The sequence below is a fragment of the Actinoplanes sp. CA-142083 genome, assembly GCF_050942195.1.
In the GTDB taxonomy this organism is placed as follows: domain Bacteria; phylum Actinomycetota; class Actinomycetes; order Mycobacteriales; family Micromonosporaceae; genus Actinoplanes.
This window is the reverse complement of sequence record NZ_CP192076.1, coordinates 2146426-2166364: the sequence shown is the minus strand read 5'-3', so window position 1 is coordinate 2166364 and position 19939 is coordinate 2146426. Positions and strand designations below refer to the sequence as shown.

General features: G+C 69.9%; 16 protein-coding genes and 1 tRNA gene. 3 read left to right on the top strand and 14 right to left on the bottom strand.

Going from position 1 to position 19939, the window contains the following annotated elements; genetic code table 11:
- Positions 1-4: 4 nt before the first annotated feature.
- From ACQPZX_RS10340 to ACQPZX_RS10310, 7 genes are all read right to left on the bottom strand, one after another.
- Positions 5-910: an ABC transporter substrate-binding protein gene (locus ACQPZX_RS10340; RefSeq protein WP_433377704.1), complete on the bottom strand. Its 906-nt coding sequence runs from the start codon at positions 908-910 to the stop codon at positions 5-7.
- Between the two features lie 37 nt (positions 911-947).
- Complete coding sequence (locus tag ACQPZX_RS10335) at positions 948-1658, bottom strand: ABC transporter ATP-binding protein (RefSeq protein ID WP_433377701.1); 711 nt, start codon at positions 1656-1658, stop codon at positions 948-950.
- Positions 1648-2535 (bottom strand): ABC transporter ATP-binding protein, encoded by an 888-nt coding sequence (locus tag ACQPZX_RS10330; protein ID WP_433377698.1) that lies wholly within the window; start codon positions 2533-2535, stop codon positions 1648-1650. Before ACQPZX_RS10330 ends, ACQPZX_RS10335 begins: the two co-directional genes overlap by 11 nt.
- Entirely contained in the window at positions 2532-3662 is a 1131-nt protein-coding gene (locus tag ACQPZX_RS10325; protein ID WP_433377695.1) for a branched-chain amino acid ABC transporter permease, read from the bottom strand. Before ACQPZX_RS10325 ends, ACQPZX_RS10330 begins: the two co-directional genes overlap by 4 nt.
- Positions 3659-4609 (bottom strand): branched-chain amino acid ABC transporter permease, encoded by a 951-nt coding sequence (locus tag ACQPZX_RS10320; RefSeq protein WP_433377692.1) that lies wholly within the window; start codon positions 4607-4609, stop codon positions 3659-3661. The genes ACQPZX_RS10325 and ACQPZX_RS10320 overlap by 4 nt, the downstream gene beginning before the upstream one ends.
- Before the next feature lie 79 nt (positions 4610-4688).
- Positions 4689-5855 (bottom strand): branched-chain amino acid ABC transporter substrate-binding protein, encoded by a 1167-nt coding sequence (locus ACQPZX_RS10315; protein ID WP_433377689.1) that lies wholly within the window; start codon positions 5853-5855, stop codon positions 4689-4691.
- 212 nt (positions 5856-6067) lie between these two features.
- The gene (locus ACQPZX_RS10310; protein WP_433377687.1) at positions 6068-6691 is read right to left on the bottom strand and encodes an ANTAR domain-containing response regulator; all 624 of its coding nucleotides are present in this window, start codon (positions 6689-6691) and stop codon (positions 6068-6070) included.
- 129 nt (positions 6692-6820) lie between these two features.
- On the opposite strand from ACQPZX_RS10310, the gene ACQPZX_RS10305 reads away from it, so the two are divergent.
- A tRNA-Leu gene (locus ACQPZX_RS10305) sits at positions 6821-6894 on the top strand.
- Positions 6895-6980: 86 nt separating this feature from the next.
- Positions 6981-7676 (top strand): transcriptional regulator, encoded by a 696-nt coding sequence (locus tag ACQPZX_RS10300; protein WP_433377684.1) that lies wholly within the window; start codon positions 6981-6983, stop codon positions 7674-7676.
- A 133-nt stretch (positions 7677-7809) separates the two neighbouring features.
- Here ACQPZX_RS10300 and ACQPZX_RS10295 read toward each other — a convergent pair whose 3' ends face one another.
- Both ACQPZX_RS10295 and ACQPZX_RS10290 read right to left on the bottom strand, forming a co-directional pair.
- Positions 7810-8418 carry a hypothetical protein gene (locus tag ACQPZX_RS10295; RefSeq protein WP_433377681.1) on the bottom strand — a complete coding sequence of 203 codons (609 nt, stop codon included), beginning with the start codon at positions 8416-8418 and terminating at the stop codon, positions 7810-7812.
- A 268-nt stretch (positions 8419-8686) separates the two neighbouring features.
- The gene (locus ACQPZX_RS10290; protein WP_433377678.1) at positions 8687-9259 is read right to left on the bottom strand and encodes an RNA polymerase sigma factor; all 573 of its coding nucleotides are present in this window, start codon (positions 9257-9259) and stop codon (positions 8687-8689) included.
- 271 nt (positions 9260-9530) lie between these two features.
- Between ACQPZX_RS10290 and ACQPZX_RS10285 the strand changes: the two genes are divergently transcribed.
- Positions 9531-10244: an HdeD family acid-resistance protein gene (locus ACQPZX_RS10285; protein WP_433377676.1), complete on the top strand. Its 714-nt coding sequence runs from the start codon at positions 9531-9533 to the stop codon at positions 10242-10244.
- A gap of 79 nt (positions 10245-10323) precedes the next feature.
- Here the strand turns inward: ACQPZX_RS10285 and ACQPZX_RS10280 are convergent, their stop codons facing one another.
- The 5 genes from ACQPZX_RS10280 to gltB form a co-directional block, all read right to left on the bottom strand.
- Entirely contained in the window at positions 10324-11199 is an 876-nt protein-coding gene (locus ACQPZX_RS10280; protein WP_433377673.1) for an acyl-CoA thioesterase, read from the bottom strand.
- A 2-nt stretch (positions 11200-11201) separates the two neighbouring features.
- Positions 11202-12638 carry a pyruvate kinase gene (pyk, locus tag ACQPZX_RS10275; RefSeq protein WP_433377670.1) on the bottom strand — a complete coding sequence of 479 codons (1437 nt, stop codon included), beginning with the start codon at positions 12636-12638 and terminating at the stop codon, positions 11202-11204.
- A 296-nt stretch (positions 12639-12934) separates the two neighbouring features.
- The gene (locus ACQPZX_RS10270; protein WP_433377667.1) at positions 12935-13675 is read right to left on the bottom strand and encodes an MBL fold metallo-hydrolase; all 741 of its coding nucleotides are present in this window, start codon (positions 13673-13675) and stop codon (positions 12935-12937) included.
- A 75-nt stretch (positions 13676-13750) separates the two neighbouring features.
- Positions 13751-15223: a glutamate synthase subunit beta gene (locus ACQPZX_RS10265; protein WP_433377664.1), complete on the bottom strand. Its 1473-nt coding sequence runs from the start codon at positions 15221-15223 to the stop codon at positions 13751-13753.
- Positions 15216-19811 (bottom strand): glutamate synthase large subunit, encoded by a 4596-nt coding sequence (gene gltB, locus ACQPZX_RS10260; RefSeq protein WP_433377661.1) that lies wholly within the window; start codon positions 19809-19811, stop codon positions 15216-15218. Before gltB ends, ACQPZX_RS10265 begins: the two co-directional genes overlap by 8 nt.
- Positions 19812-19939: the final 128 nt, after the last annotated feature.

Sequence of the window (19939 nt, the reverse complement as noted above, 5' to 3'; positions counted from 1 at the left end):
CGGATCAGACGGTCGGGTTCACCGCGGGGTCGGTGATGCCGCCCGCGTCGACGCCCCACTTCGCCAGGATCGTCTTGTAGGTGCCGTCGGTGATCAGGGCCTTCAGCGCGCCCTGGATCGCGGCGCCCATCGTGTCGGCCTGGTCCTTGGGCAGGACGTAGCCGTAGGGCGCCGAGTCGTAGATCTCGCCGACCAGGGCCAGCTGCCCGTTGGTCTGCTTGACCGCGTACGCGCACACCGGCGAGTCGGCCAGCATCGCGTCGTCCTTGCCGGTCACCACGGCGTTCGTGGCGTCCGACTGCGCCTGGTACTGGTCGATCGTGATCTTCGCCTTGCCGGCGTCGGTGCACTTCTTCGACCGGGCGGTGATGTCGTCGACCTGGACGGTCGCGGTCTGCACCGCGATCTTCTTGCCGCAGGCGTCGTCGGCGTTGATGGTCGCGCCGGTCTTGGCCGCCCACTGGGTGCCCGCCTGGAAGTAGGAGACCATGGTGGCCTCCTTGAGACGGTCGGCGTTGATCGTGAACGACGAGACGCCCACGTTGTACTTCTTGGTGCCGACGCCCGGGATGATGCTGTCGAACGACGCCGACTGCCACTCCGTGGTCAGACCCAGCTTCTGGCCCACCGCGTTGAACAGGTCCACGTCGAAGCCGATGACGGTCTTGCCGTCGGCGTCCAGGAACTCGCTGGGCGCGTAGGTCGAGTCCGTCCCGATGATCAGCTTGCCGGCCGACTTGATGTCGGCCGGGACCTTGTCGGCCAGGCTGGTGTCGGCCGAGGCGCTCGACGCCGGAGCGGCGCCCGAGTCGTCACCGGACTCCGAACCACAGGCGGCCATCGAGGTCGTCAGCGCCACCGCGACGGCCAGCCCGAGGATCGCTCGACGGCCAGGGGAGGTGCGGAACATTAAGGTCTCCCTAGAAAAAACGGTGCCAAATTCGGTTTTAGGCGACGCCGAGATAGGCGTCCTTGACCGCCGGATCGTGCAGCAGCTCGGTGCCCGTGCCGTCCTTCACGATCCGTCCGGTCTCCAGAACGTACGCCCGATGTGCGCGGGACAGGGCCTGCTGGGCGTTCTGCTCCACGAGCAACACCGTCGTACCCTGCTGGTTGATCTCCACGATGATGTCGAAGATCTGCTGGATCAGCATCGGCGCCAGGCCCATCGACGGCTCGTCGAGCAGGATCAGCTTCGGCCGGCTCATCAGCGCCCGGCCCACCGCCAGCATCTGCTGCTCGCCGCCCGACAGGGTGCCGCCGGACTGCTTCTCCCGCTCCTTCATCCGCGGGAACAGGCCGAACACCCGGTCGAGATCCTCGTCGATCTCCGCCCGGTTGCGCCTGGTGTACGCGCCCATCTCCAGGTTTTCCCGCACGGTCATGCCGGGGAAGATGCCCCGGCCCTCCGGCGACTGCGAGACGCCGCGGATCACCCGCAGGTCGGCGCGCAGCTTGGTGATGTCCTGACCGTCGAAGCGGATCGTGCCCTGCGAGAGCGGGCGCAGGCCCGAGATGGCCCGCATGGTCGTCGACTTGCCGGCGCCGTTGGCGCCGATCAGCGCGACGATCTCACCCTCGCCGACGTTCAGGCTGATCCCGTGCAGGGCCTGGATCCGGCCGTACGACAGCGAGACGTTGTCCAGCTCAAGCAGCATCGGTGGGCACCCCCAGGTACGCGGCGATGACCGCCGGATTGTCCCGCACCTCGGCGGGCGTCCCCTCGGCGATCTTCTTGCCGAACTCCAGCACCACGATCCGGTCGGTGACGCCCATGACCAGGCGCATGTCGTGCTCGATCAGCAGCACCGTAACCCCCGTGTCGCGGATCCGGCGGATCAGGTCGAGCAGCTCGGCCTTCTCGGCCGGGTTGAAGCCGGCCGCCGGCTCGTCGAGGCACAGCAGCGTCGGGTTCGTGGCGAGGGCCCGCGCGATCTCCAGCCGGCGCTGCTCGCCGTACGAGAGGTTGCGGCTCACGTCCCCGGCCCGCCGCCGGATGCCCACGAACTCGAGCAGCTCCAGCGACCGCTGGCGCCCCGAACGCTCCTCCTGCCAGTGCCGCGGCAGCCGGAACAGCGCGCTGATCACGCTCGTCTTGTGGTGCGCGTCCGCGCCCACCATGACGTTCTCCAGCGCCGTCATCTCCGGGAACAGCCGGACGTTCTGGAACGTCCGCGCGATGCCGCCCCGGGTGATCTCGTGCTTCTTCTTGCCGACGATCGACTCGCCCTGGAAGCGGATCCCTCCGCTCGTGGGCCGGTAGACCCCGGTCATCGCGTTGAAGCAGGTGGTCTTGCCGGCGCCGTTCGGGCCGATCAGGCCGAAGATCTCACCCTTGCGCAGCGAGAAGCTGACGTCGTTGAGCGCGACCACACCGCCGAAGCGCAAGGTCACGTGGTCGACTTCAAGAAGGGCATCGGGATCCCGTACGCCTTCGTAAGCGTCCCCGGTGCCACCGGTGGGCGCCGGCTCGTCGACCGGACGCGTGCTCTCGCGGTCGAGCTCCTCGGGAGTCTCCATATGCGGCTCGCTCACTGGGGAGCCACCTCCTTCTCCCGGTCCTTGAGCTCCATCGCCCGGCGCCGGCTCGGAATCAGGCCCTGCGGCCGCAGGATCATGATGATGATGATCACCACGCCGAACATGGCGAACCGGTACTCGTACAGGTCGGTGCCGCCCACCGAGATGCCGCGCAGCCGGTCCGGGATGTAGGAGATCAGCGCGCCGCCCAGGATCGCGCCGGCCATGTTGCCGGAACCACCCATGACCACGCCGGCCAGCACCAGGATCGAGAACTGCAGGATGAACGTCGACGAGTTGATGAAGCCCTGCTCGCCGGCGAACAGCACGCCGCCGAGGCCGCCGATGAACGCGCCGATCGAGAACGCCCACAGCTTGAACTTGGTGGTCCGCACGCCCATGATCTCGGCGGCTTCCTCGTCCTCGCGGATCGCCAGCCACGACCGGCCGACGCGCGAACGGTCGAGGTTACGCACCCCGAAGATCACCGCGATGATCACGACGAGACCCAGCCAGAAGTACGGGATCGCGTCGGTCACCCCGAAGATCGGCTCGCCGTTCCAGGTGCCCGGCGGGTGCGGCAGGCTGGTGAAGCCCCGGTCGCCGCGGAACGTCTGCGTGTTCGTCGCGACGATGCGGATGATCTCGGCGAAGCCCAGCGTGACGATCGCCAGATAGTCGCCGCGCAATCGCAGCGTCGGCCAGCCCAGGATCAGGCCCGCCAGCATCGTCGCCGCCAGCGCCACCGGCACCGCGGCCAGCCAGGCCCAGCCGGTGTGCGAGTACAGCACGCTGTCCTTGGAGGTCAGCAGGGCCGTCCCGTACGCGCCGACCGCGAAGAAGCCGACGTAACCGAGGTCGAGCAGGCCCGCGTAGCCGACCACCACGTTCAGGCCCAGCGCCAGCAGCACGTAGTAGGACATGTTGAACAGCGCCGACGGCCAGTCGATGCCCGCCGTGATGATCTGCGGGCCGATCACGGGAATGTCCCCGACGTAGGGCAGCAGGAACGCCAGCACCGCGGCCGCCAGCGCGACGACCGCGCGTACCCAACCGGGTTGCCGGCCGAACCAGCCCCGCACCCCGCCGTTGCCCCGGAAGCTCTGCTTGGGCTTCTCGGTAGCCACCGCTGTGTCACTCATGCGCGTGCCCTTCCGAGAGACTCGCCCAGCAGACCGGACGGGCGGAACATCAGGATCAGGACCAGGAGTACGAACGCCGCGGCGTGCAGCCAGTTCGAGCCGAAGATGCCCGCCGCCCAGCTCTGCAGCACACCCAGCAGCAGGCCGCCCAGCAGGGCGCCCCGCAGGTTGCCGATGCCGCCCAGCACCGCCGCCGTGAACGCGTCGATGCCCAGCAGGAAGCCCGCGTCGTACTTCGTGACGCCGATCTTCAGGTCGTACATCACCGCCGCGACGCCCGCCATCAGGCCGCCCAGCAGGAAGACCAGCGAGATCACCCGCGACTTGTTCACGCCCATCAGGGCCGCGCTGTCCGGGTTCTGCGCCACCGCGCGGATGCCCCGGCCCAAACGTGAGCCGTTGATGAAACGATCCAGGATGTACATCATCACGAGCGCCAGCGCAATGATCAGGATCTGCAGGTTCGTGATGTGCGTGTTCCCGATCGTGATCACCGTCCTGGCCTCGATGATCGGTGGAACACCCCTCTGATTACGGTGCGTCGCCACACCGATGAACTCCGAGATCGCCAGCGACGCGCCGATCGCGGTGATCAGGAAGGCGAGCGGCGGAGCGTTGCGGCGGCGCAGCGGCCGGTAGGCCACCAGCTCCACACCCAGCGCCACGACGCCCGAGACCACGATGGCCGCGACCAGGCCCAAGGCCATGTAACCCAGCATCGCGCCGAAATCCGGCGCGGCCGAGTTCTGGTCGAGACCGAACCAACCCCAGAGGATCAGGCAGGCGTACGTGCCGACCACGAAAACCTCGGAGTGTGCAAAGTTGATCAAGCGCAGCACACCGTAGACCAGGGTGTACCCCAGCGCGAACAGCGCGATGATCGCGCCCTGCGCCAAACCTGCCACGGTGAGCGGCCCGAAATTGTCGATCAGACCGGAGAAGTTCACAGAGGGGCTCCAAAACGACGAGGTCGGTGCGGCCGGAGATCATCCGGCCACACCGGCCCTACGAAGAGTTAAAACGCGATCAGGAGGTCTTGATCTCCTGGTCCTTCACCGCGTCGCCGCTCTGGTCGAACTTGAACGCCCACACCTTGATCAGTGACGGGTCGAGCTCGCCCTTGTCGGTGAACTTGTACGTGTTCGCGATGCCCTTGTAGTTCACCGTCGACAGGTACGTGTTCAGCTTCTCCGTGGTCGTGTTACCCGCGTCGATGCCCTGCAGGAAGATGTTCGCCGCGTCGAACGCCACGTCCGAGTACGTACCGGCCGCCACGTTCCACTTCGCCTTGTAGTCGTTGACGAAGGTGCCGCCCGCCGCCTCCGGAGGCGAACAGGGGCAGGTCACGACGGTGCCGATCGCGGCCGCCGTGCCGGACGCCTTCGACAGGCCCGGGTCCTTCATGCCGTCGCCGCCGAGCAGCGTGCCCTTCCAGCCCGCCGCGGTCAGCTGCTTGCGGATGATGCCCGCGTTCGTGTAGTAGCCGCCGTAGAACAGCGCGGTCGCGCCGCTCGACTGCACCTTCTGCACCAGCGCCGAGAAGTCGGTCTGCTTGCCGTCGCCCTCGGTCTTGTCCGTCTGGACGACCAGCGCGCCGAGCTTCGACTTCACCACGTCGGCCAGGCCGGCGCCGTACGCCGACTGGTCGTCCGCGACGAAGACCTTCTGCGCCTTCATCACGTCCTTGATGTACGTGGCGGCCGCCGGGCCCTGCGCGTCGTCGTTCGCCACCGCGCGGTGGAAGACCTTCCAGCCGCTGGCCGACAGCGACGTACGGGTCGCCGACGGCGTGATGATCGGGATACCGGCCGAATCGAAGATCGGGTTGGCGGCCTCGGACTCGCCGGAGAACGGCGGGCCCACGACGCCCAGGATCTTCTTGTCCGCCACCAGGCTCCGGGCGACACCCGGAGCGACCTCGGCAGCACCCTGCGAGTCGAACTTCGCGACCGTGATGCAGTCGGAGCCCTTCTGCTTGTTGTACTGCTCGACAGCCAGCTCGAAGCCCTGCTCGATGTTCACACCGAGGTTGGCGGCCGAGCCGGTGAGAGCGCCGAAGAATGCGAGCTTGTAGCCGCAGTTCGAGCCGCCCGCCGTGTCACTGCCGCCCGAATCCTTATTACAGGCAGCGGCACCGGCGATGAGCCCGATGATGGCCACCCCGCCGATGGCTCGTGCGAGAACCTGCCTCAAGGTTGGAACCCTCCTCCATACCGAACCCACCGAGCCACCGCGCGCCGATTGGCACTTGCGTGCACACACGACGTCACCGCGCCCGTCATGGGGCGGGACGCTATCCCAGGTTCCGGGCCTGCCAAAAGACTTCGATCGGGCTTTCACCGAACCGTTACGTCTGCTCATTCGCAGGCAGGAGGAGGTGTTACATCAACCGCGTTACGTCAAGATCAACTGGTAGCCTGCGGCGCGCCCCCGGCTTCCTGACTCTCCGCCAGAATCCGGTCCGCCACCTCACGCATCGTCATCCGGTGGTCCATCGCCGTCCGCTGAATCCACTTGAACGCCTGCGGCTCGGTCATCTGGTACTTCGTCATCAGCTCGCCCTTGGCCCGCTCCACCGACTTACGCGTCTCCAGACGCTCCGTCAGGCCCGCCACCTCGGACTCCAGAACCGCGATCTCCGAGTACCGCGACAGCGCGATCTCGATCGCCGGCACCAGGTCGGACTTCTGGAACGGCTTCACCAGGTACGCCATCGCGCCGGCGGCCCGCGCCCGCTCCACGAGATCGCGCTGGCTGAACGCGGTCAGAATGACGACCGGCGCGATCCGGCCGCCCGCGATCCGCTCCGCGGCCGCCAGCCCATCCATGATCGGCATCTTGATGTCGAGGATGACCAGGTCCGGGCGAAGATCCTCGGCCAGGCGCACGGCGGTCTCGCCGTCACCGGCCTCCCCGACCACGTCGTAGCCCTCCTCGACCAGCATCTCCGCCAGGTCCAGCCGGATGAGGGCCTCGTCCTCCGCGATCAGCACCCGCTTGCGATCGGCCCCAGCCTGCGTGTCGGCCACGGAACCCCTACCCCCAACACTCCCGAAGTCGCGACACCCCGGTATGTGGGTACCGCCGCCCTAAGCGTAGTGGGTAGGCTGTCGGAAGCTCATCCTGGCGTGGCCAACCCGCGCGCGATGGGCTTGCTGGCCCCTGTATTCCAACCGGCAGAGAAGATGGTCTCAAACACCATACAGTGTGGGTTCGAATCCCACCGGGGGCACAAAAATTGTCATACGCACGCGAGATGATTTTCGCGTGCATCCGCGTCACTTGCGTCTCGCAGCCCTCAGAATGCATGCCGAGGGTGTGCCATTCACCGAGATCCACCGCCGGCTCGGATTGTCGCGGAACACGGTGGCCCGCTGGCTCTACAACCGGCGCGCCGCGCACGTAAAGATCGACAACAGATGCCCGCGCTGCGACCGGCCACCTCGCACCGTCGACGACCCGCGGGCGTATGCCTACCTCCTCGGCCAGTACCTCGGCGACGGCCATCTGCTCACCACTCAACGCGTTCCATTGCTGACGGTCACCTGCGACATGCGGTACCCGGGACTGATCCACGAGGTGTCGCACGCGATCGAGACCTGCGGCGCCCGCACGGCCGGTTATCAGGAGCGCGTCGGCTGCATCAGCGTTCGCGCACATTGGAACCATTGGCCGTGCCTTTTCCCGCAGCACGGCCCGGGTGCGAAACATCTCCGAAAGATCGTATTGGCGGATTGGCAGCAGGAAGTGGTGGCCGCCGAGCCGGGAAGATTTCTGCGCGGTCTCTTTCACTCCGACGGCAGCCGGTTCGCCAATCGTGTCGTGCGCAACGGCAAGTCATACACCTATCCGCGTTACACGTTCGTCAACGAATCCACGGATATCATGCTCCTGTGCCGGCGCTCGCTCGACGTATTGGAAATCAGCTGGCGGATGTGCCGGCCCAACATGTTGTCGGTGGCGCGGCGCGAGGCGGTTGACCGGCTCGACGAGTTCGTCGGGCCGAAATGGTGAGCCGATGGCCGATCTTGCCCGATCCCACATCGGCCGGGGAGGTGAACGGGCGCGTTCCCGTCTCTCTCCGTGATGTTGACCTTGCGGCGTGGCAGGGCGGGTGATCGCCGTGCGCTGACCGACCGTGCTCGGCTCAGCGGGGCGGCGGCGCCGGTGTCGGCGGGACCGTTTCCGGTGCGGCGTTCGGCTGGTCCGCGGGTGTCGGGTTCGAGGGTGGCCCGGTGACCGTCGGCGAGGCGTCCGTCGGGGGCGTATCGGTGGGCGTGGTCGCTGTCGGTGGGGTGCCCGCCGGCGTGGCGGTTCCGGGGCCGGCGGGGGCCGGTGTCCGGGCGGTCGCGGGCGGCCCGGCCGACGGTGGCCGGGCGGGGCCGGACGGCGGGGCCGTGCGGGCCGAGGGAGAGGCGGACGCCGAGCGGCGCAGTTCCGCGCAGTACCGGTCGACCGCTTCCTCTCCCCCGGCCGCGGCCACCAACCGGCGCCGGTCCTCTCCGCTCAACCGGCTGCGAGGCGGGCTGGCGCTGCCGTGCGCCCCGCCGGGCCAAGCGTCGCACCAGGCCAGGGCCGTGATGGTGGGGGTGGTGCTGGGGACGGGCCTCGGGGGGCCTGTTCTCGGCGCCGGTACGCCCAGCGCCGAGAACAGGCGGTGTGCGTGCTGCTGGGCTCCCTGGGGGAGGTTGCCGGTGCGGGCCGCGACGGCGGTTCCGGTCAGGGACAGGAGAGCCAGGCCGGCCGTGATGGTCACGACTGCGGTCCGTGTCCTTGCCGGGGTTCGGCGTGCGGCTCGGGCAGCACTTCTGCGGTGCGCGGTGAACGCGGCGACCGCGGCCTTTTCGCCTCGGAGCTCGTCGGCCGTTGCCCGGGCGCATGCGGCGTCGAGGAGCTCTTTCAGTGGGGCGTGGGAATGACCGGGGTGGTCGCCGGCGACCAGTTGCTCGGCTTCGGCGTGGCCGATGCGGTGGGTTCTCCGGTTGCGCATCGCATGGAGAAGAGCGCGCGGGGTGCGCATTTTGTTACACCTCCCCGGCCGGTGCTCGTGCGGTTCGGGCGTTTACCTGAGGGTGTGTGGCGAGGCGCCGGAGTCCGCGCATGGTGGCTACGCGGATGGCGCCGGGGCGTTTGCCGAGGATCTGGGCGGTGGTGGCGACGTCGAGGCCGGCGACGATGCGGAGCATGACGGCTTCGGCCTGGTCGGCGGGGAGGCTGGCGATGAGGCCGAGCGCCCACTCGGTGCTCACCTCTTCGAGAGCGACTGTCGCGGCGTCCGGGGCGACCCCGTCGACCGCGATGGCCGGCCGGACCGAGGGCCGGCGGCGGCGGAGGTCGAGGGCGCGGTGGCGGGCGATGCGGAAGAGCCAGCCGCGGAAGGCGCCGAGGTCGCCGTGGAAGCGGTCGAGGTCGCGGATGACGTGCAGCCAGGTTTCGCTGGCGGCGTCCTCGGCCTGGTCGCCGATGACGACGCGCAGGTAGCGCAGCACGGCGGGTTGCAGGCCGCGCCAGAGTTGGGCGAAGCCGTGCGCGTCGCCGTCCTGGGCGGCCTGGAGGGCGTCTTGGAGTTCGTGTTCGGCGGGGGTGGGGCGTCGCACGGGCGGGCTCCGGGGGTGGGCGGTTGTGCGTGCCTTACCCCGTCGGCGGGCGCGTCGAACACCAGCTGGCGCACCGCTGTGAATCTGGGCGAACCGCCGGTCGCCTCCGGGCGCGGATGTTGTCATGGCAGGGACACCTTCGCCTGGAGGCCTCATGTTGTGGTCCGGTTCCTCCCCCATGACGGTCGTGCGTGACAGCATGTGGGCTTTTCTGCTGTTCGCCGGGGTCGCGTGGCTGGCGATCGGGTGGAGTGTCCTGCGGCTGGAGCCGGTGGACGTCGCGGCGGTGGCGGGGCCGGTGGTGTTGTTCGGGGCGTTGTGCGAGGCGGTCCGGGCGTTGGCGGGTACGCGGACGTGGTGGCTGAACGCGGGGATGTCGTTGTTGTTCGCGGCGACGGCGGCGGTGCTGTTGCTGGATCAGGACGCGACCTATGCGACGCCGGTGTCGCTGGTGGGCTGGTTTCTGCTGGTGCGGGGCGCGCTTGATGTCGCGGTTTCGACGATGAACCGGGGCACGGATCGGACCTGGGGGCTGGTGCTGGCTCTCGGCGGGGTTCAGGTGGGGCTGGGTTTCTACGCGGCGGGTCCGGCGGCTCGGACGGCCGACCCGGTGATCCTGGTGCTGGGCGGGTTGGCGGTGCTGCGCGGGATCGCGGATCTGCTGACAGCTCTGCGGTTGCGGGAGGTTTCCGGCGTACGGCATGAGGTTTTGCATCTGACGCCGGAGCGCGAGGAGGGTGTCGCCGGTTATTCCGCGGGCCTGACGGATTTCGAGGGGACGCCGAAAGCGAAGCACCGGGCCGAGAAGGGCCCGAAGAACTTCCATGACGAGGTTCTGCGAACGACGAAGGACCTGGATTCGATGATCGCGCAGGCCGGGGTCACCGGCATGCCGGCGCATCGGATTCCCGAAGACCTGCCGGCCGTGCCGGACACGCCCGAGGGCGCCGAGGAGGCCGCGGTCGGCGACGAGAAGCATCACTGAGGAATGTGTCCCCGGCCCCGCCGGGCGGGATCCGTGTAACGGTCAGTCGCCGGACCGGGATCCCGCCCGGCGGGACCTTTCAGGCGCGGGAGCCGACGCGGCGCAGCAGCCCTTCCTGGACGGCGCTGGCGATGTGCCGCCCGTCCTCGGTGAACATGCGCCCGGTGGCGAGTCCGCGGCTGCCGCTGGCGGACGGGCTGGTGCAGTCGTAGAGGAACCATTCGTCGGCGCGGAACGGCCGGTGCAGCCAGAGCGCGTGGTCGAGGCTGGCGCCGATCACGCCGCCGGGCCCCCACACCTCGCCGTGGGCCGAGAGCACGGCGTCGAGCAGCGACAGATCCGACGCGTAAGTCAGAGCACAGGCGTGAATAAGCGGATCATCGGGCAGATCCCCATTTATCCGCATCCACACCCGCTGCTGCTCGCTGGCCTCCCGGTCGCCGGGCGGCACCCAGCCGGGCACCCCGACATATCGCACGTCGACCGCCTGGGGCGCGGCGGCGAAGGCGCCGGCTCGCGACGGGTACCGCGACACCCAGTCGGCCATCGTCGGGGTCTCGGCCGGTCCCGGCACGTCAACCGGAGCCGGCAGGTAGTGGTCGAGGCCTTCCTCCCGCACCTGGAAGGAGGCCGACATGAAGAAGATCGTCCGCCCGTGCTGCTGGGCGACCGACCGGCGCACCGAGAACGACCGCCCGTCGCGGATGGTCTCCACGGTGAACTGGATCGGCTCGGTCGGGTCGCCCGGCCGTACGAAATAGCCGTGCAGGGAATGCACGAAGCGGGACGGATCGACGGTCCGTCCCGCCGCGACGAGCGCCTGCCCCGCGACCTGCCCGCCGAACACCCGCTGGGCGCCGGTCTGGGGGCTCGAACCCACGAACGTGGCCGCGTCGACCTGCTTGAGATCGAGGATCTCGAGGAGCTGGTCGACCGCGGCCTGTCCGCTCAGCATCGTCACACCGTCGACGGGTCGACGAGCGAGCCCAGCTGGTGCACCCGCAGGGTGTTGGTGGAGCCCGGCGCGTTCGGCGGGGAGCCGGCCACGACGACCACGAAGTCGCCCGGCTTGGCCAGCCCGAGGCCGAGCATCTTGGCGTCCACCTGGCGGAACATGTCGTCGGTGTGCTGGACGAAGTCGGTCAGGAACGTCTCGACGCCCCAGCTGAGCGCCAGCTGGTCGCGGACCTCGGGGACCGGGGTGAACGCGTACAGCGGGAGCTCGCAGTGCAGCCGGGAGAGGCGGCGGACGGTGTCGCCGGTCTGCGAGAACGCGACGAGCGCCTTGGCGCCGATGTTGCGCGCGATCTGCGAGGCGGCCACGGTGAGCGCGCCGCCGTGGGTGCGCGGGTCGTGCTGCAGGCGCGGCACCGGGATCGAGCCGGCCTCGGTGGTCGACACGATCTTGGCCATCGTGCTGACGGTGAGCACCGGATACTTACCGACGCTCGTCTCGCCGGAGAGCATGACCGCGTCGGTGCCGTCGAGCACCGCGTTGGCGACGTCGGAGGCCTCGGCGCGGGTCGGCCGCGAATTTTCGATCATCGAGTCGAGCATCTGGGTGGCGACGATGACGGGCTTCGCGTTCTCCCGGCAGAGCTGCACGGCGCGCTTCTGCACCAGCGGCACCTGGTCGAGGGGGAGCTCGACGCCGAGGTCACCGCGGGCGACCATGACGCCGTCGAAGGCGAGCACGATCTGCTCCAGGTGGTCGACCGCTTCCGGTTTTTCGACCTTCGCGATGACCGGGACCGTGCGGCCCTCTTCGGCCATGATGGCGTGCACCAGCTTGATGTCGTCGGGCGAGCGCACGAACGACAGCGCGACCAGGTCGACGCCCAGCGACAGGGCGAAGCGCAGGTCCTCCTCGTCCTTGTCGCTCATCGCGGGGACGCTGACGGCCACGTTGGGCAGGGAGACGCCCTTGTTGTTGCTGACCGGGCCGCCCTCGATGACCAGGCAGCGGATGTCGTTGCCCTCGACGCCGGCGACCTCGACGGCGACCTTGCCGTCGTCGATGAGCAGGCGGTCGCCGACCTTGACCTCCTGCGGAAGCTTCTTGTAGGTGCACGACACCCGGTCGGGGGTGCCGATGATGTCGTCGCTCGTGATGGTCACCAGGTCACCGGTGTTCCACACGTGCGGCCCGTTCGCGAACTTGCCGAGGCGGATCTTCGGACCCTGGAGGTCGGCGAGGACGGCCACGGCGCGCCCGGTCTGGCGGGCGGCCTCGCGCACGAGGTCGTACACCTTCTGGTGGTCCTCGTGGCTGCCATGGGAGAAGTTCATGCGGGCCACGTCCATGCCCGCCTCGACGAGCCCGAGCATGCGCTCGGCGGATGCGGTGGCGGGGCCCATGGTGCAGACGATCTTTACGCGGCGTGTCACAGCCATCAGGCTAGTCTCTCTTTCGGATCGGCCCGCTGGCCGACCCCCGTCACGGGGATGAACGCTGGGCGGCGAGGCCTTCCCACGGAGGAAAACCGCAGGTGCGCTGCGCCGGACTCGCGGGCTTCGACGACCGCGCGCAACAGCTTAATCGGTTCGCTCACCCTGGGTGTCACGACAACCCCCTCTCGAGTACGGGGGCGGGCACCGTCACCCACCGCAACGATGACCGCGCCCGCTGTGCGAGCGCGAGCCGCCCGCGCGGAGACGCCGGGAACGCGACTCTCGCGTGAGTGGGTGGCTCAGGACCCGTCCCACACGAGGCCCGGAATCGCCACCGTGATCGGCCCGTCGTAGGCGGTCGCCGCCGCGGCCCGGTGTTCCTCGTGATCGCTGCCGGGCCACAGATGGGTGAGCCACAGCGCTTGCGCGGCGGCCCGGGTCGCGAGCTCGCCCGCGTCGAGCGCGGTGCCAAGGTTGCCCACCATACGCTCCGGCAGCCCGGTGGCGTGGGTGGCCTCGGCGACCAGCAGATCGACCCCGCCGGCCAGCTCCGCGAAGGCCGATTTGCCGCCGCCGTCCCCGGTGTAGGCGATGCTCGCGCCCCCGGCCGTGATGCGCACCCCCGCGTTCGGCAGGAAATGCGGCAGCTCCACCGTGCCGACGGTGAGCGGCCCGATCGTGAGCCGCCCCGGCATCGGCAGGTCGTGCACCTCGTAGGCCCCGGCCAGGGTGGCCGGCAGGTCGAGACCGAGCAGCGCGTCCAGCGCCCCCGCCGGCGCGTGCAGCGGCAACGGCCCCGGCACCCCGGTCATCGCCCGGGTGCGCAGCAGCGGGTGCAGGTCGGCGCAGTGGTCCGGATGCCCGTGCGTGACCAGCACCGCGTCGACATCGCCGACCGCGACGTGCCCGAGCAGCGCCTGGTGCGTGGCGTAACCCGGGTCGATGAGCAGGGTGAAGCCCTCGTGCCGCAGCAGGTATCCGCTGCAGCCGCGCTCCCTCTCCGGAAACGCCCCGACGCCGCCGAGCACGGTGATCCGCATGAACCCCACCGTAGCCCCTTCGCTCTGCTCACCCGGGCGCGCGGATCCGGCGTCCGGGTGAGCAGAGCCGACGGGTCAGACGCCCAGCGGCTGGGCGCTTGCCTGGACCGGGGCCGGGAGCTCGCCCTTGGCGCCGAGGTAGTCGTGGATCGCCGCCGCCGCGGAGCGGCCCTCGGCGATCGCCCACACGATGAGCGAGGCGCCGCGGTGCATGTCGCCGGCGACGAAGACGCCCTCGGCCTCGGTCTGCCAGGTGTTGTCGGCGTCGAGCACGCCCCGCTTGTTGCGGGTGATGCCGAACTGCTCGAGCAGCGGCTGCTGCTCGGTGCCCTCGAAGCCGATGGCCAGCAGCACCAGGTCGGCGCGCAGGTCGCGCTCCGAGCCGGGCGCCACGGTGACCGTGCGGACGCCGTCGACGCGCTCGACCACGACGTCGGCGATGCGCACCGCCGTCACGTTGCCGTCCGCGTCGCCGACGAACTCCTGCACGGCGACGCCGAAGACGCGGTCGCCGCCCTCCTCGTGGGCCGGGTAGTTGCGCAGGATGACCGGCCAGGTCGGCCACGGGTGCTGCTCGGCGGCCCGCGCCTCGGGCGGCAGAGGGTACTGGTCGAGCTGGATGACGTTGGCCGCGCCCTGCCGGTGCGCGACGCCGAGCGAGTCGGCGCCGGTGTCGCCGCCGCCGATGATCACGACGTGCTTGCCGGCGGCGTCGATCGGGGTGGTGTCCTGCAGGCCCGCGACGATCCGGTTGGCCGGGACGAGGTGCTCCATGGCCAGGTGCACGCCGTTGAGCTGCCGCCCGGGCGTCGACGGGGTGTCCCGCCCGGCGAGCGCGCCGGCGGCGAGCAGCACCGCGTCGAAACGCTCACGCAGGTCGTCGGCGGTGACGTCGGCACCCACGTTCACGCCGGTCTCGAAGACGACGCCCTCGGCCTCCATCTGGGCGAGCCGCGCGTCGACCACGTGCTTCTCGATCTTGAAGTCCGGGATGCCGTACCGGAGAAGACCCCCGATGCGATCGTCGCGCTCGAAGACCGTGACCGCGTGCCCGGCCCGCGCCAGCTGCTGGGCGGCCGCCAGGCCGGCCGGACCGGAACCGATCACGGCGACCTTGAAGCCGGTGGCGGCCGGCGCCGGCTGGGGACGCACGTAGCCGAGGTCGAACGCGTGGTTGGCGATCTCGACCTCGACCTGCTTGATGGTCACCGGGTCGTCGGAAATGCCGAGCACGCAGGCGGCCTCGCACGGCGCCGGGCACAGCCGGCCGGTGAACTCCGGGAAGTTGTTGGTGGCGTGCAGCGCCTCGGCGGCCGCCTGCCACGCCCCGGTGCGCACCAGGTCGTTCCAGTCCGGGATGCGGTTGCCCAGCGGGCAGCCCTCGTGACAGAACGGGATGCCGCAGTCCATGCATCGGGTCGCCTGGTCGCGGATGAGGTCCTCGCCGGCGGGCGGGTAGACCTCCCGCCAGTCGCGGATGCGCACCGGCACCGGGCGCCGCCTGGGCAACTGCCGCTCGTAGCGGAGAAAGCCGTTCGGATCAGGCACTCTTGACCCCCATGACCGCCTCGTCGACGTTACGACCGGCGGCTTCGGCGGTCCTGATCAGTTCCATCACGCGCTTGTAGTCGCGCGGCACCACCGCGGTGAACCGCTCGACCGCGGCCGGCCAGTCCGCGAGGAGCTTGTCGGCGACCGCCGAGCCGGTCTCGGCCAGGTGCTTGCCGACCAGGCCGCGCAGCAGGCCCTGCTCGTCGTCGGTGAGCGGGGTCAGGTCGACCAGCTCCGGGTTGACCCGGGTGGGCACCAGGTCGAGCACGAACGCGGTGCCGCCGCTCATGCCGGCCGCGAAGTTGCGCCCGGTCGGCCCGAGCACCACCACCGTGCCGCCGGTCATGTACTCGCAGCCGTGGTCGCCGACGCCCTCGACGACGGCCACGCCGCCCGAGTTGCGCACCGCGAACCGCTCGCCGGCCCGGCCGCGCAGGAACAGCTCGCCGGCGGTCGCCCCGTACAGGATGGTGTTGCCGGCGATGATGTTGTCCTCGGCGATGAACCGCGCCGCTTCGTCGGGCCGCACGATCACCCGGCCGCCGGAGAGGCCCTTGGCGACGTAGTCGTTGGTGTCGCCGAACAGCCGCAGCGTGACGCCGTGCGGCAGGAACGCGCCGAACGACTGCCCGCCGGTGCCGCGCAGGTCGAAGGTGATCGTGTCGTCCGGCAGGCCGGCGCCTCCGAAGCGGCGGGTCACCTCGCCGCCGAGCATCGCGCCGACGCTGCGCTGGTCGTTGCGGACCGGCAGCTCCTCGCTGACCTTGTCGCCGCCGTCGAGCGCCGGGCGGGCCAGCTCGATGAGCTTGTTGTCCAGCGCCTTGTCGAGGCCGTGGTCCTGGGCCACGATGCCGCGGCGGGCCGCGCCCTCGGGCAGGTCCGGCACGAACAGCACCGGCGCCAGGTCGAGGCCCTTGGCCTTCCAGTGGTCGACGGCCGGGCGCACGTCGAGGACCTCGGCGTGGCCGATCGCCTCGTCGATGCTGCGGAACCCGAGCGCGGCCAGGTACTCCCGGACCTCCTCGGCGAGGAACATGAAGAAGTTCTCGACGAACTCGGGCTTGCCGGTGAAGCGCTCGCGCAGCACCGGGTTCTGGGTGGCGATGCCGACCGGGCAGGTGTCCAGGTGGCAGACCCGCATCATGATGCAGCCCGACACGATCAGCGGCGCGGTCGCGAAGCCGAACTCCTCGGCGCCCAGCAGCGCCGCGACGACCACGTCACGGCCGGTCTTGAGCTGGCCGTCGACCTGCACGGTGACCCGGTCGCGCAGCTTGTTGAGCAGCAGCGTCTGCTGTGCCTCGGCCAGGCCCAGCTCCCACGGGGAACCGGCGTGCTTGAGCGAGTTCAGCGGGGACGCGCCGGTGCCGCCGTCGTGGCCGGAGATCAGGATGACGTCGGCCTTGAGCTTCGCGACGCCGGCCGCGACCGTGCCCACGCCGATCTCGCTGACCAGCTTGACGTGCACCCGCGAGCGCGGGTTCACCATCTTGAGGTCGTGGACGAGCTGGGCGAGGTCCTCGATCGAGTAGATGTCGTGGTGCGGCGGCGGCGAGATCAGCCCGACGCCCGGCGTGGCGTGCCGGGTCTTGGCGATCCACGGCCACACCTTGTTGCCGGGCAGCTGGCCGCCCTCGCCGGGCTTCGCGCCCTGCGCCATCTTGATCTGCAGATCGTCGGCGTTCACGAGGTATTCGCTGGTGACGCCGAAGCGGCCGGAGGCGATCTGCTTGACCGCGGAGCGCCGGGCCGGGTCGTAGAGGCGCTCGACGTCCTCGCCGCCCTCGCCGGTGTTGGATTTGCCGCCCAGCCGGTTCATGGCGATCGCGAGGGTCTCGTGCGACTCCGCCGAGATCGACCCGTACGACATGGCGCCGGTCGCGAACCGCTTGACGATCGCGCTCGCCGGCTCCACTTCCTCGATCGGGATCGGGGTGCGGTCGCCTTTGAACTCGAACAGTCCGCGCAGCGAGCCCGCCTCGGCGGCCAGCTCGTCGACCTTCGAGGTGTACTTGCGGAACACGTCGTACTGCTTGCTGCGCGTGGCGTGCTGCAGCAGGAACACCGTCTCCGGGTTGAACAGGTGCAGCTCGCCCTCGCGGCGCCACTGGTACTCGCCGCCCACCTCGAGGCGGCGGTGGCTGCGCTCGGCCGGGTTCGCCGGGTAGCCCTTCTCGTGGCGCGCCTTCACCTCGGCGTGGATCTCGGCTAGGCCCGCACCGCCGATCCGGCCGCTGGTGCCGGCGAAGTAGCGCTGCAGCAGCTTGTTGTCCAGGCCGACGGCCTCGAACACCTGGGCGCCGCAGTACGACGAGACGGTCGAGATGCCCATCTTGGACATGATCTTCAGGACGCCCTTGCCGAGCGCCTTGACGTAGTTGCGGACCGCGGTGCGCGGGTCGAGCCCGGCGAGCGGGCCGGTGGCGATCAGGTCGTCGACCGTCTCGAAAGCCAGGTACGGGTTGACCGCGGCGGCGCCGTAGCCGATGAGCACGGCCGCGTGGTGCACCTCGCGGCAGTCGCCCGACTCGACGACCAGCGCCACCTGGGTGCGGGTCTGCTCCCGTACCAGATGCTGGTGAACTGCCGCCGTCAGCAGCAGAGACGGGATCGGCGCGAGGTCGGCGTTCGAGTCGCGGTCGGAGAGGACCAGGATGCGTACGCCGTCCTCGATCGCCTCCGACACGTGCCGGCAGATCTGGGTGAGCCGGGCCTTGATGCCCTGCGCGCCGTCCCGCAGCGGATAGAGGCCGCTGACCCGCACGGCCTTGAAGCCGGGCAGGTCGCCGTCGTCGTCGATCGACAGCAGCTTCGCCAGCTCGTCGTTGTCGATGATCGGGTAGGGCAGCACGATCTGCCGGCAGGACGCCGGGCCCGGGTCGAGCAGGTTGGCCTCGGGGCCGATCGTGCCGCCGAGGCTGGTGACCAGCTCCTCCCGGATCGCGTCCAGCGGCGGGTTGGTCACCTGCGCGAACAGCTGGTGGAAGTAGTCGAACAGCAGCCGCGGGCGGGTCGACAGCGGCGAGATCGGCGTGTCGGTGCCCATCGAGCCCAGCGGCTCGGCACCGGTGCGCGCCATCGGCGCCACCAGGATCTTCAGCTCCTCCTCGGTGTAGCCGAACACCTGCTGGCGGCGGGTCACCGAGTCGTGGGTGTAGATGACGTGCTCGCGCGGCGGCAGGTCGGCCAGGTTGATCAGCCCGGCGTGCAGCCACTCGTCGTACGGCTCGGCCGCGGCCAGCTGCGCCTTGATCTCGTCGTCGTGCACGATGCGGCCCGCGGCGGTGTCGACCAGGAACATCTTGCCCGGCTGCAGCCGGCCCTTGGCGACCACGGTGGCCGGGTCGAGGTCGAGCACGCCCGCCTCGGAGCCCAGCACGACCAGGCCGTCGGCGGTGTGCCACCAGCGGCCCGGGCGCAGGCCGTTGCGGTCGAGGACCGCGCCGATCTGGGTGCCGTCGGTGAACGCGACCGCCGCCGGGCCGTCCCACGGCTCCATCAGCGAAGCGTGGAACCGGTAGAAGGAACGGCGCTTGGCCTCCATCCCCGGGTCGTTCTCCCACGCCTCCGGGATCATCATCAGCATCGCGTGCGGCAGCGTGCGGCCGGCCAGGTGCAGCAGCTCGAGCACCTCGTCGAAGCTCGCCGAGTCCGACGCCTCCGGCGTGTTGATCGGGAACAGCCGCTTGATGTTGCCGGGCAGCACCGTCGACTGCAGCAGCGCCTCACGCGCGGCCATCCAGTTCTTGTTGCCGCGGATGGTGTTGATCTCACCGTTGTGGGCGATGAAGCGGTACGGGTGCGCGAGCGGCCACGACGGGAACGTGTTGGTCGAGAAGCGGGAGTGCACCAGGGCGATCGCGCTGGCCACCCGCTCGTCGGTCAGGTCCGGGAAGAACGCGGGCAGCTGGTCGGGCGTGAGCATGCCCTTGTAGGTGATCGTCCGGCTGGACAGCGACGGGAAGTACGCGCCGACGCCACGCTGCGACGACTCCCGCTCCGCCTGCTTGCGGATGGTGAACACGACCCGGTCCAGCTCGATGCCGCTCAGCGGCTCGTCCTTGGGGCCGAACGGCGTGTCGGTCAGCCGGTGTGCCGCGACGAACACCTGCTTGATGACCGGGCGGGCCTCCTCGGCCGACGCGCCCAGGCCATCGGGCCGCACCGGCACGTCGCGCCAGCCGAGCACCTCGCCGCCCTCGACGAGCGCGTACTTCTCGAACACCTTGATCGCGCGGGCCGCGTCCTCGGCGTCGTTCGAGAGGAAGACCAGACCAGTCGCGTAGAAGCCGGCCTCGGGCAGGTCGAAACCGGCGACCGCGCGGTAGAACGCGTCCGGGACCTGGATGAGGATGCCGGCGCCGTCGCCGGTGTTGTACTCGGCGCCGCGGGCGCCGCGGTGGTCGAGGCGGATCAGCGCCGACAGGCCCTTGGCCACCACGTCGTGGGAGCGGCGGCCTTGCAGGTCGGCCACGAAGGCCACACCGCAGGCGTCTCGCTCCTGCGCGGGGTCGTACAGACCGCGGGTCTTTTGGGTGCTTTCCGCCGCGGACTGACTCGGTCCCTGGGGGTGCGGATATGCCACCGGGCCTCCTGTCGTCACTGGTGTTTCGTATCAAGGTCGGGACGACGTCGGCCCTGCAAAGTCTCTAGAGTCTACGTTAAGGGGCACCGATCTCCGCCAGTTCGGATGGATCACACTTGGATCGGGGC